At 60.9% G+C, this 17745-nt stretch carries 14 protein-coding genes and 1 pseudogene; 10 read left to right on the forward strand and 5 right to left on the reverse strand.

What is annotated here, in order from left to right:
* From AS181_RS25790 to AS181_RS23740, 3 genes are all read right to left on the reverse strand, one after another.
* On the reverse strand, positions 1–175 hold a 175-nt coding region (locus AS181_RS25790), incomplete at its 3' end, for a transposase (RefSeq protein WP_091344502.1).
* Between the two features lie 230 nt (positions 176–405).
* Positions 406–3438, reverse strand: coding sequence for an MMPL/RND family transporter (locus AS181_RS23735; RefSeq protein WP_058253890.1), 3033 nt, complete (start codon positions 3436–3438; stop codon positions 406–408).
* An 82-nt stretch (positions 3439–3520) separates the two neighbouring features.
* Entirely contained in the window at positions 3521–3859 is a 339-nt protein-coding gene (locus AS181_RS23740; protein WP_058253891.1) for a DUF4873 domain-containing protein, read from the reverse strand.
* Between the two features lie 133 nt (positions 3860–3992).
* Between AS181_RS23740 and AS181_RS23745 the strand changes: the two genes are divergently transcribed.
* The 9 genes and pseudogenes from AS181_RS23745 to AS181_RS23785 all read left to right on the forward strand — a co-directional run.
* On the forward strand, positions 3993–4961 hold the full coding sequence (locus tag AS181_RS23745) for an AurF N-oxygenase family protein (protein ID WP_058253892.1): 969 nt from the start codon (positions 3993–3995) through the stop codon (positions 4959–4961).
* 161 nt (positions 4962–5122) lie between these two features.
* The gene (locus tag AS181_RS23750) at positions 5123–6643 is read left to right on the forward strand and encodes a flavin-containing monooxygenase (protein ID WP_058253896.1); all 1521 of its coding nucleotides are present in this window, start codon (positions 5123–5125) and stop codon (positions 6641–6643) included.
* Between the two features lie 47 nt (positions 6644–6690).
* A complete protein-coding gene (locus AS181_RS23755) occupies positions 6691–7560 on the forward strand; it encodes an SDR family NAD(P)-dependent oxidoreductase (protein ID WP_004021763.1) in 870 nt (289 codons plus the stop codon).
* Positions 7557–8627 (forward strand): ferredoxin--NADP reductase, encoded by a 1071-nt coding sequence (locus AS181_RS23760; RefSeq protein WP_058253893.1) that lies wholly within the window; start codon positions 7557–7559, stop codon positions 8625–8627. Before AS181_RS23755 ends, AS181_RS23760 begins: the two co-directional genes overlap by 4 nt.
* On the forward strand, positions 8617–9522 hold the full coding sequence (locus AS181_RS23765) for an alpha/beta fold hydrolase (RefSeq protein WP_058253894.1): 906 nt from the start codon (positions 8617–8619) through the stop codon (positions 9520–9522). Before AS181_RS23760 ends, AS181_RS23765 begins: the two co-directional genes overlap by 11 nt.
* A gap of 85 nt (positions 9523–9607) precedes the next feature.
* Complete coding sequence (locus AS181_RS23770; RefSeq protein WP_058253895.1) at positions 9608–10360, forward strand: TetR/AcrR family transcriptional regulator; 753 nt, start codon at positions 9608–9610, stop codon at positions 10358–10360.
* A gap of 300 nt (positions 10361–10660) precedes the next feature.
* Positions 10661–11287, forward strand: a complete 627-nt coding sequence (locus AS181_RS23775) for a TetR/AcrR family transcriptional regulator (protein WP_004021759.1) — start codon at positions 10661–10663, stop codon at positions 11285–11287.
* Between the two features lie 86 nt (positions 11288–11373).
* Positions 11374–14415 carry an MMPL/RND family transporter gene (locus AS181_RS23780; RefSeq protein WP_033206569.1) on the forward strand — a complete coding sequence of 1014 codons (3042 nt, stop codon included), beginning with the start codon at positions 11374–11376 and terminating at the stop codon, positions 14413–14415.
* 243 nt (positions 14416–14658) lie between these two features.
* Positions 14659–15165 (forward strand): annotated as a pseudogene (locus tag AS181_RS23785) (transposase); the annotation flags it as partial.
* Positions 15166–15221: 56 nt separating this feature from the next.
* Here AS181_RS23785 and istB read toward each other — a convergent pair.
* Complete coding sequence (gene istB, locus AS181_RS23790; protein WP_004021756.1) at positions 15222–15986, reverse strand: IS21-like element helper ATPase IstB; 765 nt, start codon at positions 15984–15986, stop codon at positions 15222–15224.
* A gap of 6 nt (positions 15987–15992) precedes the next feature.
* Positions 15993–17291, reverse strand: coding sequence for an IS21 family transposase (gene istA, locus AS181_RS23795; protein ID WP_165629285.1), 1299 nt, complete (start codon positions 17289–17291; stop codon positions 15993–15995).
* A gap of 149 nt (positions 17292–17440) precedes the next feature.
* Between istA and AS181_RS23800 the strand changes: the two genes are divergently transcribed.
* On the forward strand, positions 17441–17745 hold a 305-nt coding region (locus AS181_RS23800; RefSeq protein WP_058253897.1), incomplete at its 3' end, for a transposase.

Consider the following 17745-nt stretch of genomic DNA (forward strand, 5'->3'; position numbering starts at 1 on the left):
TCTCGGCCTGACGAACCCAATTGCGCAACGCCTCGGGATGGACTCCGAGCTGATCGGCGATCCGCTTGATCGCACCTCTCGACGAATCGGGATCTCGTCGCGCTTCACATGCCATCCGGGTGGCCCGGTCCTTGAGTTCCTCACTGTACTTGCGTGGTGCTGCCATGCTCTCCATCCTTCACAGGTTCGAGAGCCTCCGACAGACCCGGGGCGGTTCAACCACCAGCCAGCCGCGTACCAAGGTCAGTGCAGCTAGCGTTTGAATTAGGACGCAACTCATCTATCACGGGCGACGGTGCTGCGTCATGCTTATGCCCCTCCTACCTGTTGACGGAATGGTCGGGATATTCAGCGACCGACGCTTGTCAGATCCCCATGGGTCCGTCCGCGTGACTTTTGCGATGGTCAAGGGGCGAGCCGGAAACGGTCGATGTCACCCGGCCACCAGCTCGCAGTGCCCAGCAGCACCGCTAGCGCCGGGACTACTAAGGTCCGCACCAGGAACGTGTCGAGCAGCAAACCGACACCGATGATGAACCCGATTTGCACCATCACATCGATGGACCCGACCATCAGCCCAAACATGCTGGCCGCGAATATCAACCCAGCCGAGGTGATGACCGACCCGGTGTAAGCGACGGTACGCATTACGCCGACCCGCACGCTCCACCTCGTTTCCTCTCTCAGCCGTGACACCAGCAGCATGTTGTAGTCGGCGCCCACCGCCACCAAGACAATGAACGACACCAGTGGCACGGGCCAGGCGATCCCGGCACCGAGGATGTGTTGAAGTACGAGCACACCAATACCGAGAGCCGCCATGTAGTTCAAGACGACGGTTGCAAGGAGATAGACAGGTGCAACGACGGCCCGCAACAGCAGCATCAGGATCAGACCCACGATGAGAAGGGTGGCTATGCCGAGCAGTTTGAAATCGTACGACAACAGTCGCTGGACGTCGGCATTGATCGCAGGAAAGCCCGCAACAGAAGCACGTCCGCCCTCCAGAGTGGTGTTCGGCATCGCGTTCTCGGCGACGCTGGACAGCTCGTTCGCCAGCGTCATTGCATCGGCAGAGTATGGGTCGTAGGCGGTCTGTACCGCATAGCGCACGGTTTTCCCGTCGGACGAGATGAACTGTCGAGCGACCTGACTGAACTGCTGGTCCTTGAACGCATCCGCGGGGAGATAGAAGCCGGTTGCCGAGTCAGAATCGCCGACCTCCCGTGCGGGAGCCCGAAGCTGTGCGGCGACCTGTGCCAGTCCACTGAGTAGCTGAAGGTTGCTGTCCACCAGAGCACCGACTCCGTTCGACAACTGACGCGCGCCGTCGGCAAGTGCGCCGACGCCGGATTCGAGTTGCGAGAGCCTGTTCCCGAGGTCCTGTCCGCCGATGGCTTGTAGTGCAGAATCCAGCGTTTGAAGAGAACGCTGCAGCTGTGCAATGTTGGTCGAGCCTGGCGCACTCACGCGGCCGAGCTGCGCGGCAAAGTCAGCCACCCTCCCAAGCGACTGATCATCCGCGAGTGCCCGGATGTCGGCCATTTGCGCGCGCAGTGCCGAGCACTGCGCGATCTGCTGGCACCACGGATTGTCTAACGCGGACAACGCCGGCGCGACCGCATCTGCCGCAGACTGGGCCCGACGTGCGAGTTGAGACAGCTCGGGCGCTTGCTTGGAAAACTGTCTAAGCCTTGGGGCAGCGTTCGCCAGTTGGTTCACAAGCGGCCGATACTCGTCGAGCTGCGGGCCAAATGACGACACCTCGTCGAGCAACCCCGACAGCGGAGCGAGGTTGGAGGATATCTGGTCTTCTAACAGTGCCAGGCCTCCGGCGAGCTGCTCTGACCCCGTCTTCAGGACGGCCAGATCACCCTTGCGGGCCTGTCCATCACCGGTCTCCTCGGTGATCTTGGTACCGATCTGATCATTCTGCCAAGATAATTGCGCCTGCTCTAGCTTCTCACCGGTCGGCCGCGTCACGCCAATGACCCTGGTCACGCCGGGAATCTGCGCGACGCGGGAGGCTAGCTGGTCGAGGTCGGCAAGGCCTTGAGCCGTGCGCATGTCGTTCTCGGACTCCACCACCAAGAATTCTGAGATGATGATGTCTTTCGGGAAGTGGCGGTTGAGAAGCGCGTATCCTTCGTTGCTCCCTGTGTCAGGTGGCTGCCCCTCGCGATCGTCGTAGGTGATCTGAATTGTTGCGGCGACCATGGCGAGGCCGATCAACACGACCACACTGATCGCGAGCAGAGGGACCGGCCGCCGGATAACCATGACTCCGACTCTTCTCCAGTAATCCCGCGTCAGGTCACGGCGGGGAAGGCCGGCGCCTTTCTTGGCAGCGAAAGAGAGTACGAGGGGCAGCAATGTCACCGTCGCCAAGAATGCGAAAGCTATGGCGATTGCGCAGGCCGGACCCAAAGTGTTAAACACACTGAGCTTGGCGAAGGCCATAGCCAGGAACGCTAGGGCCACAGTGCCCGCCGACGCTAGAACCACGCGGCCGATAGTTGCATTCGCGTGGGCGATAGCGACATCAGGAGAGTAACCCGCTCGAATACCTTCATGATAGCGGCTGATGAGGAACACCGAATAGTCAACTCCGGCACCAAAGATGATGACGGTCATGAACATTGACGTGAACTGGGATACCGGCATGCCCAGCTCGCCCAGTCCAGATAGAACTCCGCGACCCACAGCCAAGCTCATGCCCACGACAAGCAGCGGCATCAGCGCGGTGAAGACCGAACGATAGACGATCAGGAGGATCACGGCGATCAGCAGCACGGTGGCAACAGTGATCAGGACCAGATCCGACTCGCCCACGGCGAGTTGGTCGCTAAAGGTCGCGGGCGGGCCTGTCACACGGACTGTCGTCCCACTGTCACGAAAGATACTCTCAGCGATCTCACGCACCGCTGCGACCGCCTCCGCGGTATCGGGTCCCCCGAGTGTGCCGGCCACTCCCACGGGCAGATACCAGGCTTGCTTGTCTTTGCTGAGAGCCTGACTTGCGGTGAGGGGATCGCTCAGCAGGTCCCGGACAGCGATGACGTGCCTGTCGTCCGCCCGCAGGGTGTCGACAAGCACGTGATATCGATCGCGGGTGTTGTCGGACAGGCCTGCACTGTTCTCCATCACAACGAATACTGTGGTCTTGGCGCCGCGCTCGTCGAAAGATGCACCCATACGGTCCAAGGTCTGAAAAGACGGGACTCCGGCCGGGATCGGATCCACAGATTGTTCCCGTATCACTGACTCCAGTTGAGGAAAGAGAAGGCCTAAGCCGATGGCGGCACCGATCCAAACCAGCGTCACAATCCCTTTGCGGCGGAGGGTAAACCATGCAACCCGCTCAAGGGTCGGACTGTATTCGCCGAGTTTCTCGCCCCCTCTCGACGGGCGGGCTCGAATGGGAGACGAACTCACCATGTGCAATTTCCTCTCGACCTGAAGTGGGCGACCCAATCGTGCGCACCCGTTATGCGAACGTCCGTGCGGCGGTGGATGGTTGTCAATTGTGGTGGTGCTCGGCCATGTCTTCGACCTCCTCGAGAGTGGTGGGCAGGTGGTATGGGGGGGTGCTCTTACCTGAGATGCGGTATCGGCCCCAGAAGTCGGGATCCCCGACGACACACTCCGCTCGGCCCTCGGGGGTCGTAAATACAGCGATCGCGCGGGCGCCCTTCAGGAGCTCGTCGAGCTCATCATTCTTCTGAATCCGGCCATACCAGGTGTAGAGGCCGTTCAGCGGCTGGAAATAGCCTTTGATCTTCGCTTCGACATGGATCTCCGTCCCGCGGCACACCAGGGTCCCTTCGCCGGAGTAGTCGAGGTCATGGTCGTCAGACATGCAGCCCTACCTTCTTCGCATTGAGCGTTGACAAATATCGAGGTACGTGGATACTAGCAGTACCAGATACTGTGAGTAATGGGTACTGGGCCCCAGGCCCCGACTCCCAGCCGTGAACGACCGAGGAGACGACATGACCGTGCAGGATATCCAGATCAAGCCCGACTTTTCGAGGGAGGGCATGGCTCGGGTGAACGGGCGCAAGCCCGTCGACATGGAACGATCGGCGGGTCGATTGTTGCGGTCTTCCGCGGAGAAGTTCTACGACGCGGAGATCGACATCGACTGGGAGTCGCCCTGGGAGGAAGGCAAGTACTTTCTGCCAGAGCACCGAGTGTCGCTATACGGCACCAAACTGTGGAACAAGATGACCGAGGAGCAGCGTCGCGAGCTGGGACGCCACGAGATCGTGAGCATCCTCAGTTTCGGCATCTACGCGGAGAACCTCTTGAGTTCGGCGCTCCTGCGCATGTCGGCAAAGGGGGCGCTAACAGATCAGAAGTCCCTATACGCGCTGACAGAAATCGGCGATGAGTCCCGCCATTCCACTATGTTCGCGCGCCTCATTAACAAAACAGGCGTGCCCCCTTACAAGCTCCCTAAGGGCTTCTTGAGCTTCGCAAAGATCCTGCATTTCGTCCCCCTCGGACCGTCGGTGTCTGGAGCTACGCTGTTGATCGAGGAAATCCTGGACCGCGCCCAGCGCGAGGCGATGAACGACCCCAGTATGCAGCCTCAGCTTCGCCAGCTCATGAAGATCCACGTCCTTGAGGAAGCCCGTCACATTACCTTTGCGCGACTGGAGATGATCGAAGGCATGCAGCGTCGTCGTAAGGCGACGCGCGCTTGGCACCGAGGGGTGCTTGCCGTCATCGCGAACCTGGCGTACCCGCTGCTCATTAATCCGAAAGTGTACCCCGCAGTGGGAATTAGTCGCTGGCGTGGCGTGTGGGCGCAGCAGACCAGCCCAAACTATCGGACCAACCTGCAATTTATGTCGGAGCCCATGATTCGGTTCTTCCATGAGGCGGGAATGTTGGAAGGCAAGTTCACAATGGCCATGTGGCGTGCGACGCGGAGCCTTCCCGACGATCTTCGCTGATCTCCGTTCACGCGGCCGAGCCGTCGTGATCGACATCAGTTAGACCTGTGCGGAGCATTCTCGATGGCTTCGCGATCACTTCCGCCTCAACAGATCACCTGCCGCCACTGTGCGCAGGTGATGTGTTGTGCGATCCAACCTACGAGGGAGAAAGCATAAACATGGCATCATCGACTACCCGGCGCGCCTCGCGCGCAACCGCCAAGACGGATTCAACCAACGACCCGATTTCGACCAAGATTCTGATTATTGGAAGCGGGTTCTCTGGTCTCGGGATGGCCGCGCAGCTTAGACGTCGCGGGTATAGCGATTTTCTGATTCTGGAGAAGGCAAGCTCCGTCGGTGGGACCTGGCGCGACAATACCTATCCGGGCTGTGCATGTGACGTTCCGTCGCTGATGTACTCGTACTCATTCGAGAGTCGAGGTAGCTGGTCGAAGGTGTGGTCGTCACAGCCAGAAATTGAGCGGTATCTACAGGATGTCGCGGATAAGCGTGGCGTGACACAAAAGATTCATTTCGGTCAGAAGTTGGTTTCCGGATACTGGAGCGAGTCAGAGTCGCGGTGGCACCTGCGTACTGAGTCCGGACGTGAGTACATTGCTCAGTTCGTAGTCTCAGGAGTCGGTGCGCTGCACATCCCCAATTTTCCCGAAATTTCGGGGATTGAGGACTTTAAAGGCGAAGCGTTTCACTCCGCACAGTGGGATCATTCGGTGGATCTGGAGGGCAAGCGTGTCGCCGTGATCGGCACTGGTGCCAGCGCTATCCAGTTTGTGCCGTTCGTACAGAAGGAGGCCATGTCCCTCAAAGTCTTCCAGCGAACCCCTGCCTGGGTCCTACCGCGCAAGAATTTCACCGTTCCGCCGGCCCTGCGGACCCTTCTGAGCAAACTCCCGATTGCACGTCGTATCGCCAGGTGGTCGGTGTACTGGGGTGCGGAGAGCCTAGCCTTCGGCCTCAACGGTCACTCCAACCTTATGCGGCCAATCGAACGGGTCGCTCGGTGGAACATTGAACGCTCCATCTCTGATCCGGTACTACGCAAGAAACTGACCCCGTCATATCGCATCGGCTGTAAGCGAATTCTGGGGTCAAACGACTATTACCCTGCACTAGCGGCGCCCAACACCACCGTCATCAGCGATCGGATTGAGAGGGTCACCGCTGATTCCATCGTCACCTCAGACGGCGTCGAGCACCTCATCGATGTAATTATTTATGCGACCGGTTTTCACGTGACTGATGGTTTCGATCAGCTCGCCCTGAAAGGTGCAACTGGCGAGGATCTCCCGTCCCACTGGCATCAGACGGGGATTAACACGCACCTGGGCATCACGACCGAGGGTTTTCCCAACCTGTTTTTCCTCCTCGGACCCAACACGGGCCTCGGCCACAACTCAGTGGTGTTCATGATCGAGCAACAGATCAAATACATCATGAAGGCCATCGACACAGTAGAAAGCCGAGGCGCTGAGAAGGTTGACGTACGCCCGTCCGTGCAAGAACAGTTCAACACCGACATCCAGCGGAAGCTGGCCAAGGGAGTGTGGACCAACGGCGGCTGCACGAGTTGGTATCTCGACTCGCAGGGCGTCAACCGGACCGTGTGGCCGGGCTTCACATGGCAGTACTGGCGCGCCACGAAAGATTTCGAGCCCGCCGAGTACGACATCGCCTGAGCCCGAACGCACGGAGAGACACGATTCGAAGAGATGGTGGGACGACGGTGAGCAGTTCTAATCGGCATGACTATACCGGCAAGGTGGCAGTGATCACCGGTGCCGCGTCAGGGATCGGTCGGTCTCTGGCACTCCAGTTGGCGGAGCGAGGTGCCGCACTGGCACTGTCCGACATTGATGAGATGCACTTGAAGGAGACTGCAGAACTTTGCCGCACCACGCATGGGGCAACGGTAACCGCCGCCGTACTAGACGTTGCGGACCGCGCTGCTTTTCAGGACTATGCCGACGGAGTGCGGTCAGAGTCGGGCCACGTCGACATGGTGTTCAACAACGCCGGCGTGGCCTTGGGCGTCGACGTGGTCGACATGAGCTGGGAAGACTTCGACTGGCTCATGGGCATCAACTTTGGCGGAGTCGTTAACGGGTCGAAGGCGTTTCTGCCTCACCTGATCGCGTCCGGGGACGGACATCTCATTAACACGTCGAGCGTCTTCGGCTTGATCGGAATCCCCAGCCAAAGCGCCTATAATGCCGCGAAATTCGGCGTCAGAGGCTTCACCGAGGCGCTCCGACAGGAGATGAAAATCAGTCGATACCCGGTCACAGTGACATGTGTGCACCCGGGGGGTGTAAAAACCAACATCGTCAACAATGCCCGAGGCGTTTCCGCCATGGGGGCAGACACCGCGACTGTCGCCTCGCTGTTCGACAGGATCGCACGAAGCACCCCGGATAAAGCAGCGGCGACAATCCTCAAAGGTATGGACAAGAAGAGAGCGCGAGTGCTGATCGGTGCGGACGCCCGCGGTTTCGACTTCGTGGCACGGGTGATCGGTCCCCGCTACCAGGACATCGCGGCGCCACTGACACGAGCGGGTTACGCGGTCGCACGTAGACAGGGGATCCTCAAGTGACCGTCGAACCCGATTCACGTCCGGCTGCCGCGGCCCGCTCACGCACCTTGACCGTCTCAGAAGTGACCCAGGAAACGAAAGACTCCGTCACCATTTCGTTCGAGATCCCCGATGCCATGGTCGAGGAGTTCAAGCATGTCCCAGGGCAATTCATCACCGTGAAGATCCCGTCTGATCGGACCGGTCATGTCGCACGATGCTACTCATTGAGCAGCTCGCCTCACGTCGAGGACTTCCGTCTCGAGATCGGGATCAAGCGGACGGAGAACGGTTACGCATCGAACTGGCTGTGCGACAACGCGATCCCGGGAATGGAGTTGACCGTCCTCCCGCCGTCAGGGCACTTCACGGCTAAGAATCTCGACGTCGATTTTCTATTCTTTGCAGGAGGAAGTGGGATCACTCCGGTCTTGTCGCTGATTAAGTCGGCCCTTGTGGTCGGTGGGGGCGAAGTCACACTGTTCTACGCGAATCGCGATGCCGAGTCGATCATGTACGAGGGCCAACTGGCGCAGATCACCTCCGAGTTCCCCGAGCGTTTCACGGTCTTCCACTGGTTGGAGTCGGCTATGGGGATTCCGGCACCTGAAAATGTCGAATCCGCCATACGTGAGCACCGCGGTGCACAGATCTACACCTGTGGTCCGGCGCCGTTCATGGATCTGGTGCAGAAGTCGGCGGAGGCCTGCGGTGTCGAGCACTCGTCGGTACATCGAGAAGTCTTTCAGTCACTGACTGGAGATCCGTTCGACACAGCCACGATGCGTCATCTCAGTGACGACGATGGTGTGGCGACCGCTACGGTCTATCTGAATGGGCAGTCCATCACGACTGAGTGGCCGCGCAACACGCCGTTGCTCGACGTGCTACTGGCCCAAGGCCACAATGCCCCGTACTCCTGCCGAGAAGGAGCCTGCAGCGCGTGTGTATGCAAGCTGGTCGAGGGTGATGTAGAAATGGCCCAGAACCACATCCTCGTTGAGGGTGATGTTGCCGACGGTGAACGGCTCGCATGCCAGGCACTTCCGCTGACGGATTCTGTCACGGTGAGCTTCGATGACCTCTGAGTTTGCGAGTGCGTCGCGAGGATCGCGTGACCTCGAGGTCCTTTCCTCCGACGGGACCAAGTTGTTCGCCCAGGAATTCGGCTCGGGCCAGGATGCTCCACTTCTGGTCTTTAGTCACGGCTGGGCCTGTCAGGGACGTTTCTGGCGGCCACAGATCGAGCAGTTCGCGGGGACGCATAGGGTAGTGGTCTACGACCAACGCGGACACGGGTGGAGTGACCGGGGCCGGGTACCGTTCTCGGCGAGACTTCTGGCCGATGACTTGGAGGCCGTAGTTCGGGCGGTCGCCACTCCCACCGACAAGGCTGTCGTGGTCGGACACAGCATGGGAGGCATGTCCATCATGAGTTGGGCGGCTGAGTACCCCGCCTCGGTTTCGGAGCTGGCCCGCGGAGTAGTACTGGCAAGCACCGGGCCATCACAGTTGGTGGATCGGTCTACATTGCTCAAGGTTCCCCGACAGCTACGACCGAGACTTGAGCGGGCCTTCGCGGCCAGTCTTGCAGTCGCCGGACCCGAGATGCAGGGGACGCGTTTGTCTCGCCGCCTGATTCGTTACGGAACCCTGGGCCCGGGCGCGACTGCCGAGGTAGTCGACGAGTGCGCCGACATCGTGTTGCGATGCCCACCACAGGTGCGCGGGATGTGGGGTTCAGTTTTGGCGACAATCGACGTCAGTAAGGGGGTTGACTCGCTGGAGGTGCCGGCGACGGTCATCGTAGGTGATGCCGACAGACTGACCCCAGCGACCCATTCAGTGGATCTCGCAGCGCGCCTGGGTCGGAAGGGCGTTCTATTTGAATTCACTCTTCTTGACAAAGTCGGTCACATGTCCAACCTAGAGGCCGTCGAAGACTTCAATTCAGCCGTGGCCAGATTAGACAAATCCGCCTGACGCGGGTCTCGTCGACCCAACCCATGTTCACTGGCTAGTGCGTCACTGGCGCGACAAGTCAGCCATCCTGATAACGTAGGAGGTCATGTCTGTAGTCCGTCGCATCTCCGCGGCCCCGGTGAAAGTGCAGCGACGTGTGCGCGACGCTCGAAGCACGCGCTGGGACGACCACCGCGCCGTCGTCAAAGCTGAACTCGTCGATGCAGCGATACGCGCGATCGAAAAGTTCGGCGATGCCGTGAGCATGGACGATTTTGCGGAAGAGGCTGGTGCGTCGAAGCCTAAGCTCTACCGCCATTTCGGTGACAGGGCTGGGCTCTACTCCGCCGTGGCAGCCCGTCTGGGTTCTATGATGTGGGAGTCAGCGCAGTCAACTCTGCTCTCCGGACAGGCAGACAGCACCGTCGACGAACTTTTCCGTTCAGCGGTGTCCGCATACGTATCCTTGGTTGATGAACATCCAGCGGTCGTCCGTTTCCTCATGACGAACCACATGTTCCAGTACTCTGAGTCCGGCGAGGGTGGGGCCGCAGATCAGCTGAGATCGGCAATGGAGATTATTTCCGACGAGTTCGCTCGTGGCCTCCGAGAGGTCGATGCCGAGGAGTCCCCCGTCGCCGTAGCAGTAGCCTCCATTCTGGGGGCTGGCCTATCAGCGACCCAGTGGTGGATCGATCACGGTCGGCAGAATGGAATGAGCAGGGACATGTTTGCCGCGCACCTGTGCCAGACCTCGTGGGGGATCATAGACGGCGCTGCAGCCACAGTAGGCGTTCGATTCCATAGGGACAGGTCCTTAGGCGACCCTGGATTCGCCACTCGCCTCGACGCCGTCTGATCCCCTTCGTACGGGTGGTCCGCCCTGTGTCACGCACGCGGCAGAACTGCTCACACAAACGGAGCGCATTTCACAATCCTGACTGCTGGCTGTCATGGGGGATCATCCTTGGTCGCCGCTCATCTTAGTAGCGGAGCGCTACAGACGGTACTGTTGACGACAGTGCCACAGTCGTGGCGGCACTCATAAGGCCCCCCTCGAGCCTTCCATCGGTACCGCCACTGGCAGTTTCGTTCTGTTACCGACGGTATTGGTGTGCAGTCAGAGGTTCTTGATTTGGTTTCGTAGGGAGTGGCCAGGGTGGAAACCATCGATTTCGACGATGTTGACCCGAGGCGGGTTCGGTCGCGTCAGCGTTTGTTGGATGCTGCGGTGACCTTGCTGAACAGTGGCGGGGTCGAAGCCGTTACCGTGGAGGCGGTCACTCGACTGTCTCGTGTTGCTCGCACCACCTTGTATCGTCACTTCGAGAGCTCCACAGATCTGGTGGCGGCTGCCTTCGAGCGATTGTTGCCTCAGGCCGAGACCCCCGAGACGACGACGTCGATCCGTGATGACCTGCTGAAGCTGATGCAGCGGCAGGCTGAGCTTATTGAGCATGCACCGCTGCAGTTGACGACGCTGGCATGGTTGGCAATGCTTCCCGAGCAGCCCCGGCAATCCGGGCAATCCGACGGGGATCAGAACGCGCTCGCGCCACTGCGTCGTCGAGTCGTCGAGCAGTATCGAGAACCATTCGATCGAGTTTTGACGAGTGACGTGGCCACGGCTGAGCTCGACAACTTCGATTTGACCATGGCTGTCACCCAGCTCGCGGGCCCGCTGATCTTTGCCAAGCTCACGGGCATTCGGTCGATGACCGTTGGCGATCTCGAACAGCTTGTCGACGATTTCCTCATGGCCCACCGGCGACACCAAACCTCCTGACCTCCTTCCCCATCTACGGTACTGCTAGTACCGTAACGATACCGTCGGTTTCGTAGACGGGCTGGGTCGAGGGTGAGGTGCTGCATATGGTGGTCCAACGTCCAAGTGGTGGGCGCTTGGCGGCGCGCCGGTTGGCGGAACGCAGCGAGTACAGCACGACATTGGGGCGGTTGGCACGGTTCACCTTGGCGCACAGATTCCTCGTCATCGGGGCGTGGGTGGCTGTGGGTATCGTCTTGGCGATTCTGTTTCCCCAGCTGGAGACGGTGGTGCGGCAGCAGTCTGTTGATCCGATCCCTGCTGGGGTTCCATCGTTTCAAGCACTCGATCAGATGGGTGGTGCGTTCGGTGAGAAGGGCGCCAAGACCACTGTTTTCGTGACCATGGAGAACCCGAACGGGTTCACCGACGTGGCGCGGGAACGCTACGACATGCTCGTTCTGCAGCTGCGCGAAAATTTCGACGATGTGCAGTCAGTGCGGGATTTGCTTTCCGATCCGACGACGGCCGGCCAAGCCTTGAGTGAGGACGGGCAAGCCTGGTACCTGCCTGTCGGGGTCACCGGAACATTGGGAGGGCCAACGGCCACGCATGCTGTGGAGACCGTGCGCCAAACCGCGCAGCGCGTGTTTGACGGTACGGGCACCACTGTCCATGTCACCGGGCCGACAGCCACTTTCAGTGACCAGATCGTCAGTGCTGAAAGCGATTTAGTCGTGATCACTCTGGCGACGGTGGCGCTTATCGCGATCATTCTGTTGATCGTTTACCGATCGCTGTTCACCGCGCTGGTGCCGTTGTTGGTGATCGGTGTCAGCCTCGGCGTGGGCCGTGGCATCTTGTCCGCACTCGGCGAACTCGGTATGCCGGTATCGCAGTTCACCGTCGCGTTCATGACCGTCATCCTGCTCGGAGCCGGGGTCGACTACTCAGTCTTCTTCATCAGTCGCTATCACGAACGGCTACGCCAGGACGCCACCACCGAGGTTGCGCTCGTGGACGCGACAGCAACTATCGGACGGGTCATCCTGGCTTCAGCTGCCACGGTGGCGCTGGCCTTTTTGGCGATGGTCTTTGGTCAGCTGAGCGTGTTCTCCACCTTGGGTCCGGCATGCGCGATCGCCATCCTCATCGGATTCCTCGCCACGGTCACCCTGCTACCACCGGTGTTGCTGTGGGCGGCACGATTCGGCTGGGGCGCACCCAGGCGAGATCTGACCCGAAAGTACTGGAATCGCGTCGCCGTGCTCGTCGTGCGGCGTCCTGTGCCGCTGCTGGCACTAACCCTGGTCGGGCTAATCGTGCTTAGCGTCTTCGCGACGGGCATCCAGATCACCTTCGACGATCGTGAGGGGCAACCCGCGACAACCGACAGCAACGAAGGCTACGCGTTGCTCGACCGTCATTTCCCTCAAGACGTCACTATCACCGAGTTCCTCGTCGTAGATGCACCGATCGATCTCCGTACTGCCAGCGGGCTGGCCGATCTTGAGCAAATGGCCTCACGTGTATCCCAGATCCCCGGAGTGACTCGAGTCATCGGCGTTACCCGTCCCACCGGGGACAAGCTCGAGCAAGCCGAGCTGTCCTGGCAGAACGGCCAGATCGGGAACCGGCTGGCGGGTGCGGTCGACGATGGCCAGAACCGCCGCGGTGACCTCGAACAGCTCCGTACAGGCGCATTCCAACTCGCCGACGGGCTTACTCAGCTCGACACCCAGGTACGCACCAACTTGGCCCCCCTGGCCGGCATCCTCGATCAGGCAAGCACAGCCGGGCAGCAAATTCAGCAGTACCAGCCACTACTACGCCAACTCGCCGCATCTGCACCAGCGCTCGATCGCGCTTCTCAGAATGCCCCACAGCTGGCCGCGCTCACCCGCCAAACATCTGCAGCCCTGGCAACAGTGACCTCGATCCTGCCCATCCTCGATAATGCGCCCTGGTGCACCCAAGTCCCGCAGTGCGCAGCTCTGCGCGCGCAGACCCGCAATCTCGACGCCCTACTGAGCAACGGGACCCTCGACCAGATCGCCACGCTGTCAACACAACTCGCGCAGCTGGATACACCGATCTCAACAGTCACCGACCAACTCACTTCCACCGTCAACTCACTGGGCTCCACGCTGGGAAGCATCAGCAGCCAAGACCTTCCCGGCAAGCTCACCCAACTGCAAACAGGTATCAGTCAACTCGCGGCGGGATCACGCCAACTCGCCGCCGGTGTATCCGCGCTGATCGACAGCAACCTTCAACAACTCGCCGGGATGGCCGCGCTAGCCACACAACTACAAACCTCCGCCCGCGAGACCGCCGGAACAAACTCAGCAACCGGCTTCTACCTCCCACCTCAGGCCAACGCAGACCGCCGTTTCGTCGACGTCGCTCGCCAGTTCGTCTCGCCCGACGGCCATACCGTGCGCTACGCAATACAAACCAGCTTCGACCCCTACAGCACCGAGGCCATGCAACTGGCCGACACAATCACCGATGTCGCACTCGCCGCCAGACCGAACACAACCCTGCAGGACTCCAACATCGCGACAGCCGGGTTCCCCGCCATCAACGCCGATCTGCAACGTCTACTCACCGAAGACTTCCGACTCCTAGCGTTGGCCACCCTCACCATCGTCGGCCTGATCCTGATACTCCTACTCCGAGCACTCATCGCGCCGCTATACCTTCTGGGCACCGTCATACTCAACTACACCGCGGCACTGGGTATCGGCGTCCTGATCTTTCAACACATCCTCAAAACCGACATCGCCTGGCCCGTACCACTACTGGCCTTCATAGTCCTCGTCGCGGTCGGCGCCGACTACAACATGCTTCTCATCTCTCGCCTACGCGAAGAATCCCAAAACAACATCCGCATCGGCGTCCTGAGAACCGTCACCAACACCGGATCAGTCATCACCTCGGCCGGCCTCATCTTCGCTGCCAGCATGTTCGGACTCATGGCCGGATCCATCTCGATCATGACCCAGGTCGGACTCATCATCGGCATCGGCCTGCTGCTCGACACCTTCATCGTCCGCACCATCGTCGTGCCGACCATCGCCACACTTGTCGGCAGAGCAAGCTGGTGGCCGAGTACCCGAACCGACACGCATCCAGCGTCCCGCTAGTACGCACGCACGTGCCGAGATCTGACCGGCCCCGCCAGTCATCCAGCCATCGCGCCCACCTCATCGACTGACACCCGCTCGACGGTCGGCCGCGGCACCACACCCGACCCACGTGCGAGCGCCCCTCGCGTCGTTGACGCTGGTAGAACTCGCAGGAGGGCCCGTCGCGGCGTTGGGGACTGTCGCTGATTCGGTGTAAGTGGTTTTGATCGCCCCCGGCGTGGGGCAGGAGGAATCACGACGATGACCGACACAATCGGGGGCGTGGATGCCCCGGTGGCAGGGCCGGTTCAGACCGGTCAGGAACACGATGTCACCACCGCGGATGCGGTGCGTGAGCTCTCGAAGGCCGAGCAGGCTTTGGTGAGCGATCTGGTACGTAGCTCACGCGCTCAGGGAGTGGCTCTGACCGGTCCTGACGGGCTGCTCAAAGCGCTGACCAAGAGCGTGCTCGAAGCCGCGCTCGATGAAGAGATGACCGAACATCTTGGCTATGACAAACATGACGTGGCCGGCCGCAACACCGGCAATTCACGCAACGGCACGCGCACGAAACGGGTCCTGACCGACGCGTGCGGGCAGGTGCCCATCGAGGTGCCCCGCGACCGCAACGCCACCTTCGACCCGGTAATTGTCGGTAAGAGCAAACGTCGCGTCACCGATGTGGATCGGGTAGTGCTGTCGCTGTATGCCAAAGGCCTCACAACCGGCGAGATCTCAGCGCATTTCGCCGATGTCTACGGTGTCAACGGCGGCTGAAAACTGACCCCTTATCGACGGTTGAATTTTGACCCCCTTTGGTGTGGTTACTGGTCGGTGTTGACGAGTTCTCGTCGGGCTTTGGTGCGGTAGGAGTCGCCGTCGATAGCGATGACCTCGGCGTGATGGACGAGGCGGTCGATGAGTGCGGCGGCGACGACGTCGTCGGCGAAGACTTCGCCCCAACGGCCGAATGGCATGTTCGAGGTGATCAGAATCGAGCCTTGTTCGTAGCGACTGGCAATGAGTTGGAAGAACAGGTTGGCGGTGTCGGAGTCGAATGGGAGGTAGCCGATCTCGTCGATGATGATCAGTCGGTAGCGGCGGAGCCGTTTGAGTTCGGCGGCCAGGCGGCCGGTGGTGTGTGCCTCGGTCAGGCGGGTGGCCCATCCGGTGGCGGTGTCGAAGAGCACGGGGTAGGCGTTGTGTGCGGCTTTGATCCCGAGCGCGATCGCGAGGTGGGTTTTTCCCACCCCGGGTGGTCCGAGAAGGATCACGTTGTCGCTCTTGGCGATCCAGGTGCTGGTGGCCAGGTGGGCGATCACATCACGACGCAGTCCTGGAAGGTGGTCGAAGTTGAAGTCCTCGAGTGTTTTGACCGCAGGGAAGCGCGCGCCGCTGATCCGCAGCATGGTGCCGTTGGCTTCGCGTTCGCTGACCTGGCGGTCAAGAATCGCTGCGAGGTACTGCTCGTGGGTCCAGTTGTCGGTGCGGGCCCGCTCGGCCAATTCCGCCCAGCATCGGCGGATCGCTGGCATCTTCAACGCCCGCGCCGCGAACTCGATCTGTTTACCTGTTTGATTGTCGGACACAGTCTTTCACCTTTCAATGCTGGTGGATGTGGTGGGCGGGTGAGCTTGGGGCGGGGTGGCAAAGTTCACCCCGAACAGCTCGTCGTAGTCCGGTAACGCCCGGATCGGCACCTCGTGGCCATCAGGGTGGGCGCGGATGCGGGCGGCGTTTCGGGCCCGGTTGGCGAGGTCTTGGCGGCGGTAATCGCGGCGCAGTTCTTTGGCTGCTCGCACGTGCTGAGGGTCGGCGATGGTGACGTGGTTGGCCCAGCTGCGCGCGTGGTCGGCGACGGTGACCTCGCCGCAGAGGATGCGCACCTGCTGCAGGTCGGCAGTGATGTCGACGAACCGACCGATCACCGACGGGTGCACCGAATAGTCATTGCCGGCTACACGTACGTAGTAGTCGCGACCGAGTCGCACCCGGCTACTCAAGCCGATATGCGGTGCGGTCGGAGGTAGGCCGGTCATCTGCTCGAGGTCCTCGGCGAACACGTCACACGGGCGTCGATCACCGATCGCGCGCACCACTCGGGTGTTGGCATGATCGGCCAGCCACCGATCGAACTGGGCGGTGAAATCGGCCGGTGAGCTGAACTGGCGGCCCGGCAGGAACGAGCTCTCGAAGAACCGGTTGTTGCGTTCGACCATGCCCTTGTACTCGGGGTCTCGCGGTGGCGCCAGCTCCAGCCGCGTACCCAACGTGCCCACGAAGCCGGCCGCCAACGCGGTGGGTGTGCCCTTGGGGCCGATCGCGGCTTCGCGGTCCCACACCAGTTTGCGGGTCACCCCGCCCAGTTGCGACAGCAGCAGCCACATTCCCGTCAGGATGTCTCCGCCCTGGCGAGACGGGATCATCACCGCCGACCGGTACCGGGAGAACGCCAACGTCATCACCAACACCGGTAGCATGGCGAACTGATTGTGGCTCAGAGGGATTCGGTAGTCCGGAAACCACAAATCCCACTGTGAACAGCCGCCGGGCTGATAGATCACCCGATCGGCTGGATCTACCCCACGAAACTCTGGACGAATAGCCCGGACCCGGTCTTTGAGGACCGTCAACGACCTCGTCCACCCAACCCGCTCGGCGATCACCGTCGCCGGCATCGTCGGATACTCCCGCAGCAACGCCCGGATCTGCGGTTCGAACGCGTCGACCGCCGAGCCCGTCGCCGGCCGCGAGTACTTCGGCGCGGTATCCGAAGCCAACGCCGCACGAACGGTGTTGCGGGCCACCCCCAACCGGCGCGCGATCTCCCTGATCGGCACACCCTCACTGCGATGCAAACGGCGGATCTCTGCCCATTGCTCCACTGAAATCACCCTCCTAACAAGACGGGGGGGGGTCAAAATTCACCCGTCGTCAGGGGGTCAGTTTTCAGGCGTCGTCAACATACGGTGCGTCGGTATCGAAAGACACTGAACCGCCCCGGGTCTGTCGGAGGCTCTCGAACCTGTGAAGGATGGAGAGCATGGCAGCACCACGCAAGTACAGTGAGGAACTCAAGGACCGGGCCACCCGGATGGCATGTGAAGCGCGACAAGATCCCGATTCGTCGAGAGGTGCGATCAAGCGGATCGCCGATCAGCTCGGAGTCCATCCCGAGGCGTTGCGCAATTGGGTTCGTCAGGCCGAGATCGACGGCGGGGTCCGCCCGGGCACCACGAGTGAGGACGCTGACCGCATCGCGGCGTTGGAGCGGGAGAACCGTGAACTGCGGCGAGCGAACACGATCTTGAAGCAGGCTTCGGCTTTCTTTGCGGCGGAGATCGACCG

The sequence above is a fragment of the Gordonia sp. SGD-V-85 genome, assembly GCF_001456905.1.
GTDB classification, from domain to species: Bacteria; Actinomycetota; Actinomycetes; order Mycobacteriales; family Mycobacteriaceae; genus Gordonia; species Gordonia hongkongensis.

Excerpts from the sequence above, each read along its gene's own strand:
- AS181_RS23750 (WP_058253896.1), top strand. The coding sequence starts at position 5,123 with ATGGCATCATCGACTACCCGGCGCGCCTCGCGCGCAACCGCCAAGACG.
- AS181_RS23735 (WP_058253890.1), bottom strand. The coding sequence starts at position 3,438 with ATGGTGAGTTCGTCTCCCATTCGAGCCCGCCCGTCGAGAGGGGGCGAG.
- AS181_RS23770 (WP_058253895.1), top strand. The coding sequence starts at position 9,608 with ATGTCTGTAGTCCGTCGCATCTCCGCGGCCCCGGTGAAAGTGCAGCGA.
- AS181_RS23740 (WP_058253891.1), bottom strand. The coding sequence starts at position 3,859 with ATGTCTGACGACCATGACCTCGACTACTCCGGCGAAGGGACCCTGGTG.
- AS181_RS23745 (WP_058253892.1), top strand. The coding sequence starts at position 3,993 with ATGACCGTGCAGGATATCCAGATCAAGCCCGACTTTTCGAGGGAGGGC.
- AS181_RS23765 (WP_058253894.1), top strand. The coding sequence starts at position 8,617 with ATGACCTCTGAGTTTGCGAGTGCGTCGCGAGGATCGCGTGACCTCGAG.
- AS181_RS23780 (WP_033206569.1), top strand. The coding sequence starts at position 11,374 with ATGGTGGTCCAACGTCCAAGTGGTGGGCGCTTGGCGGCGCGCCGGTTG.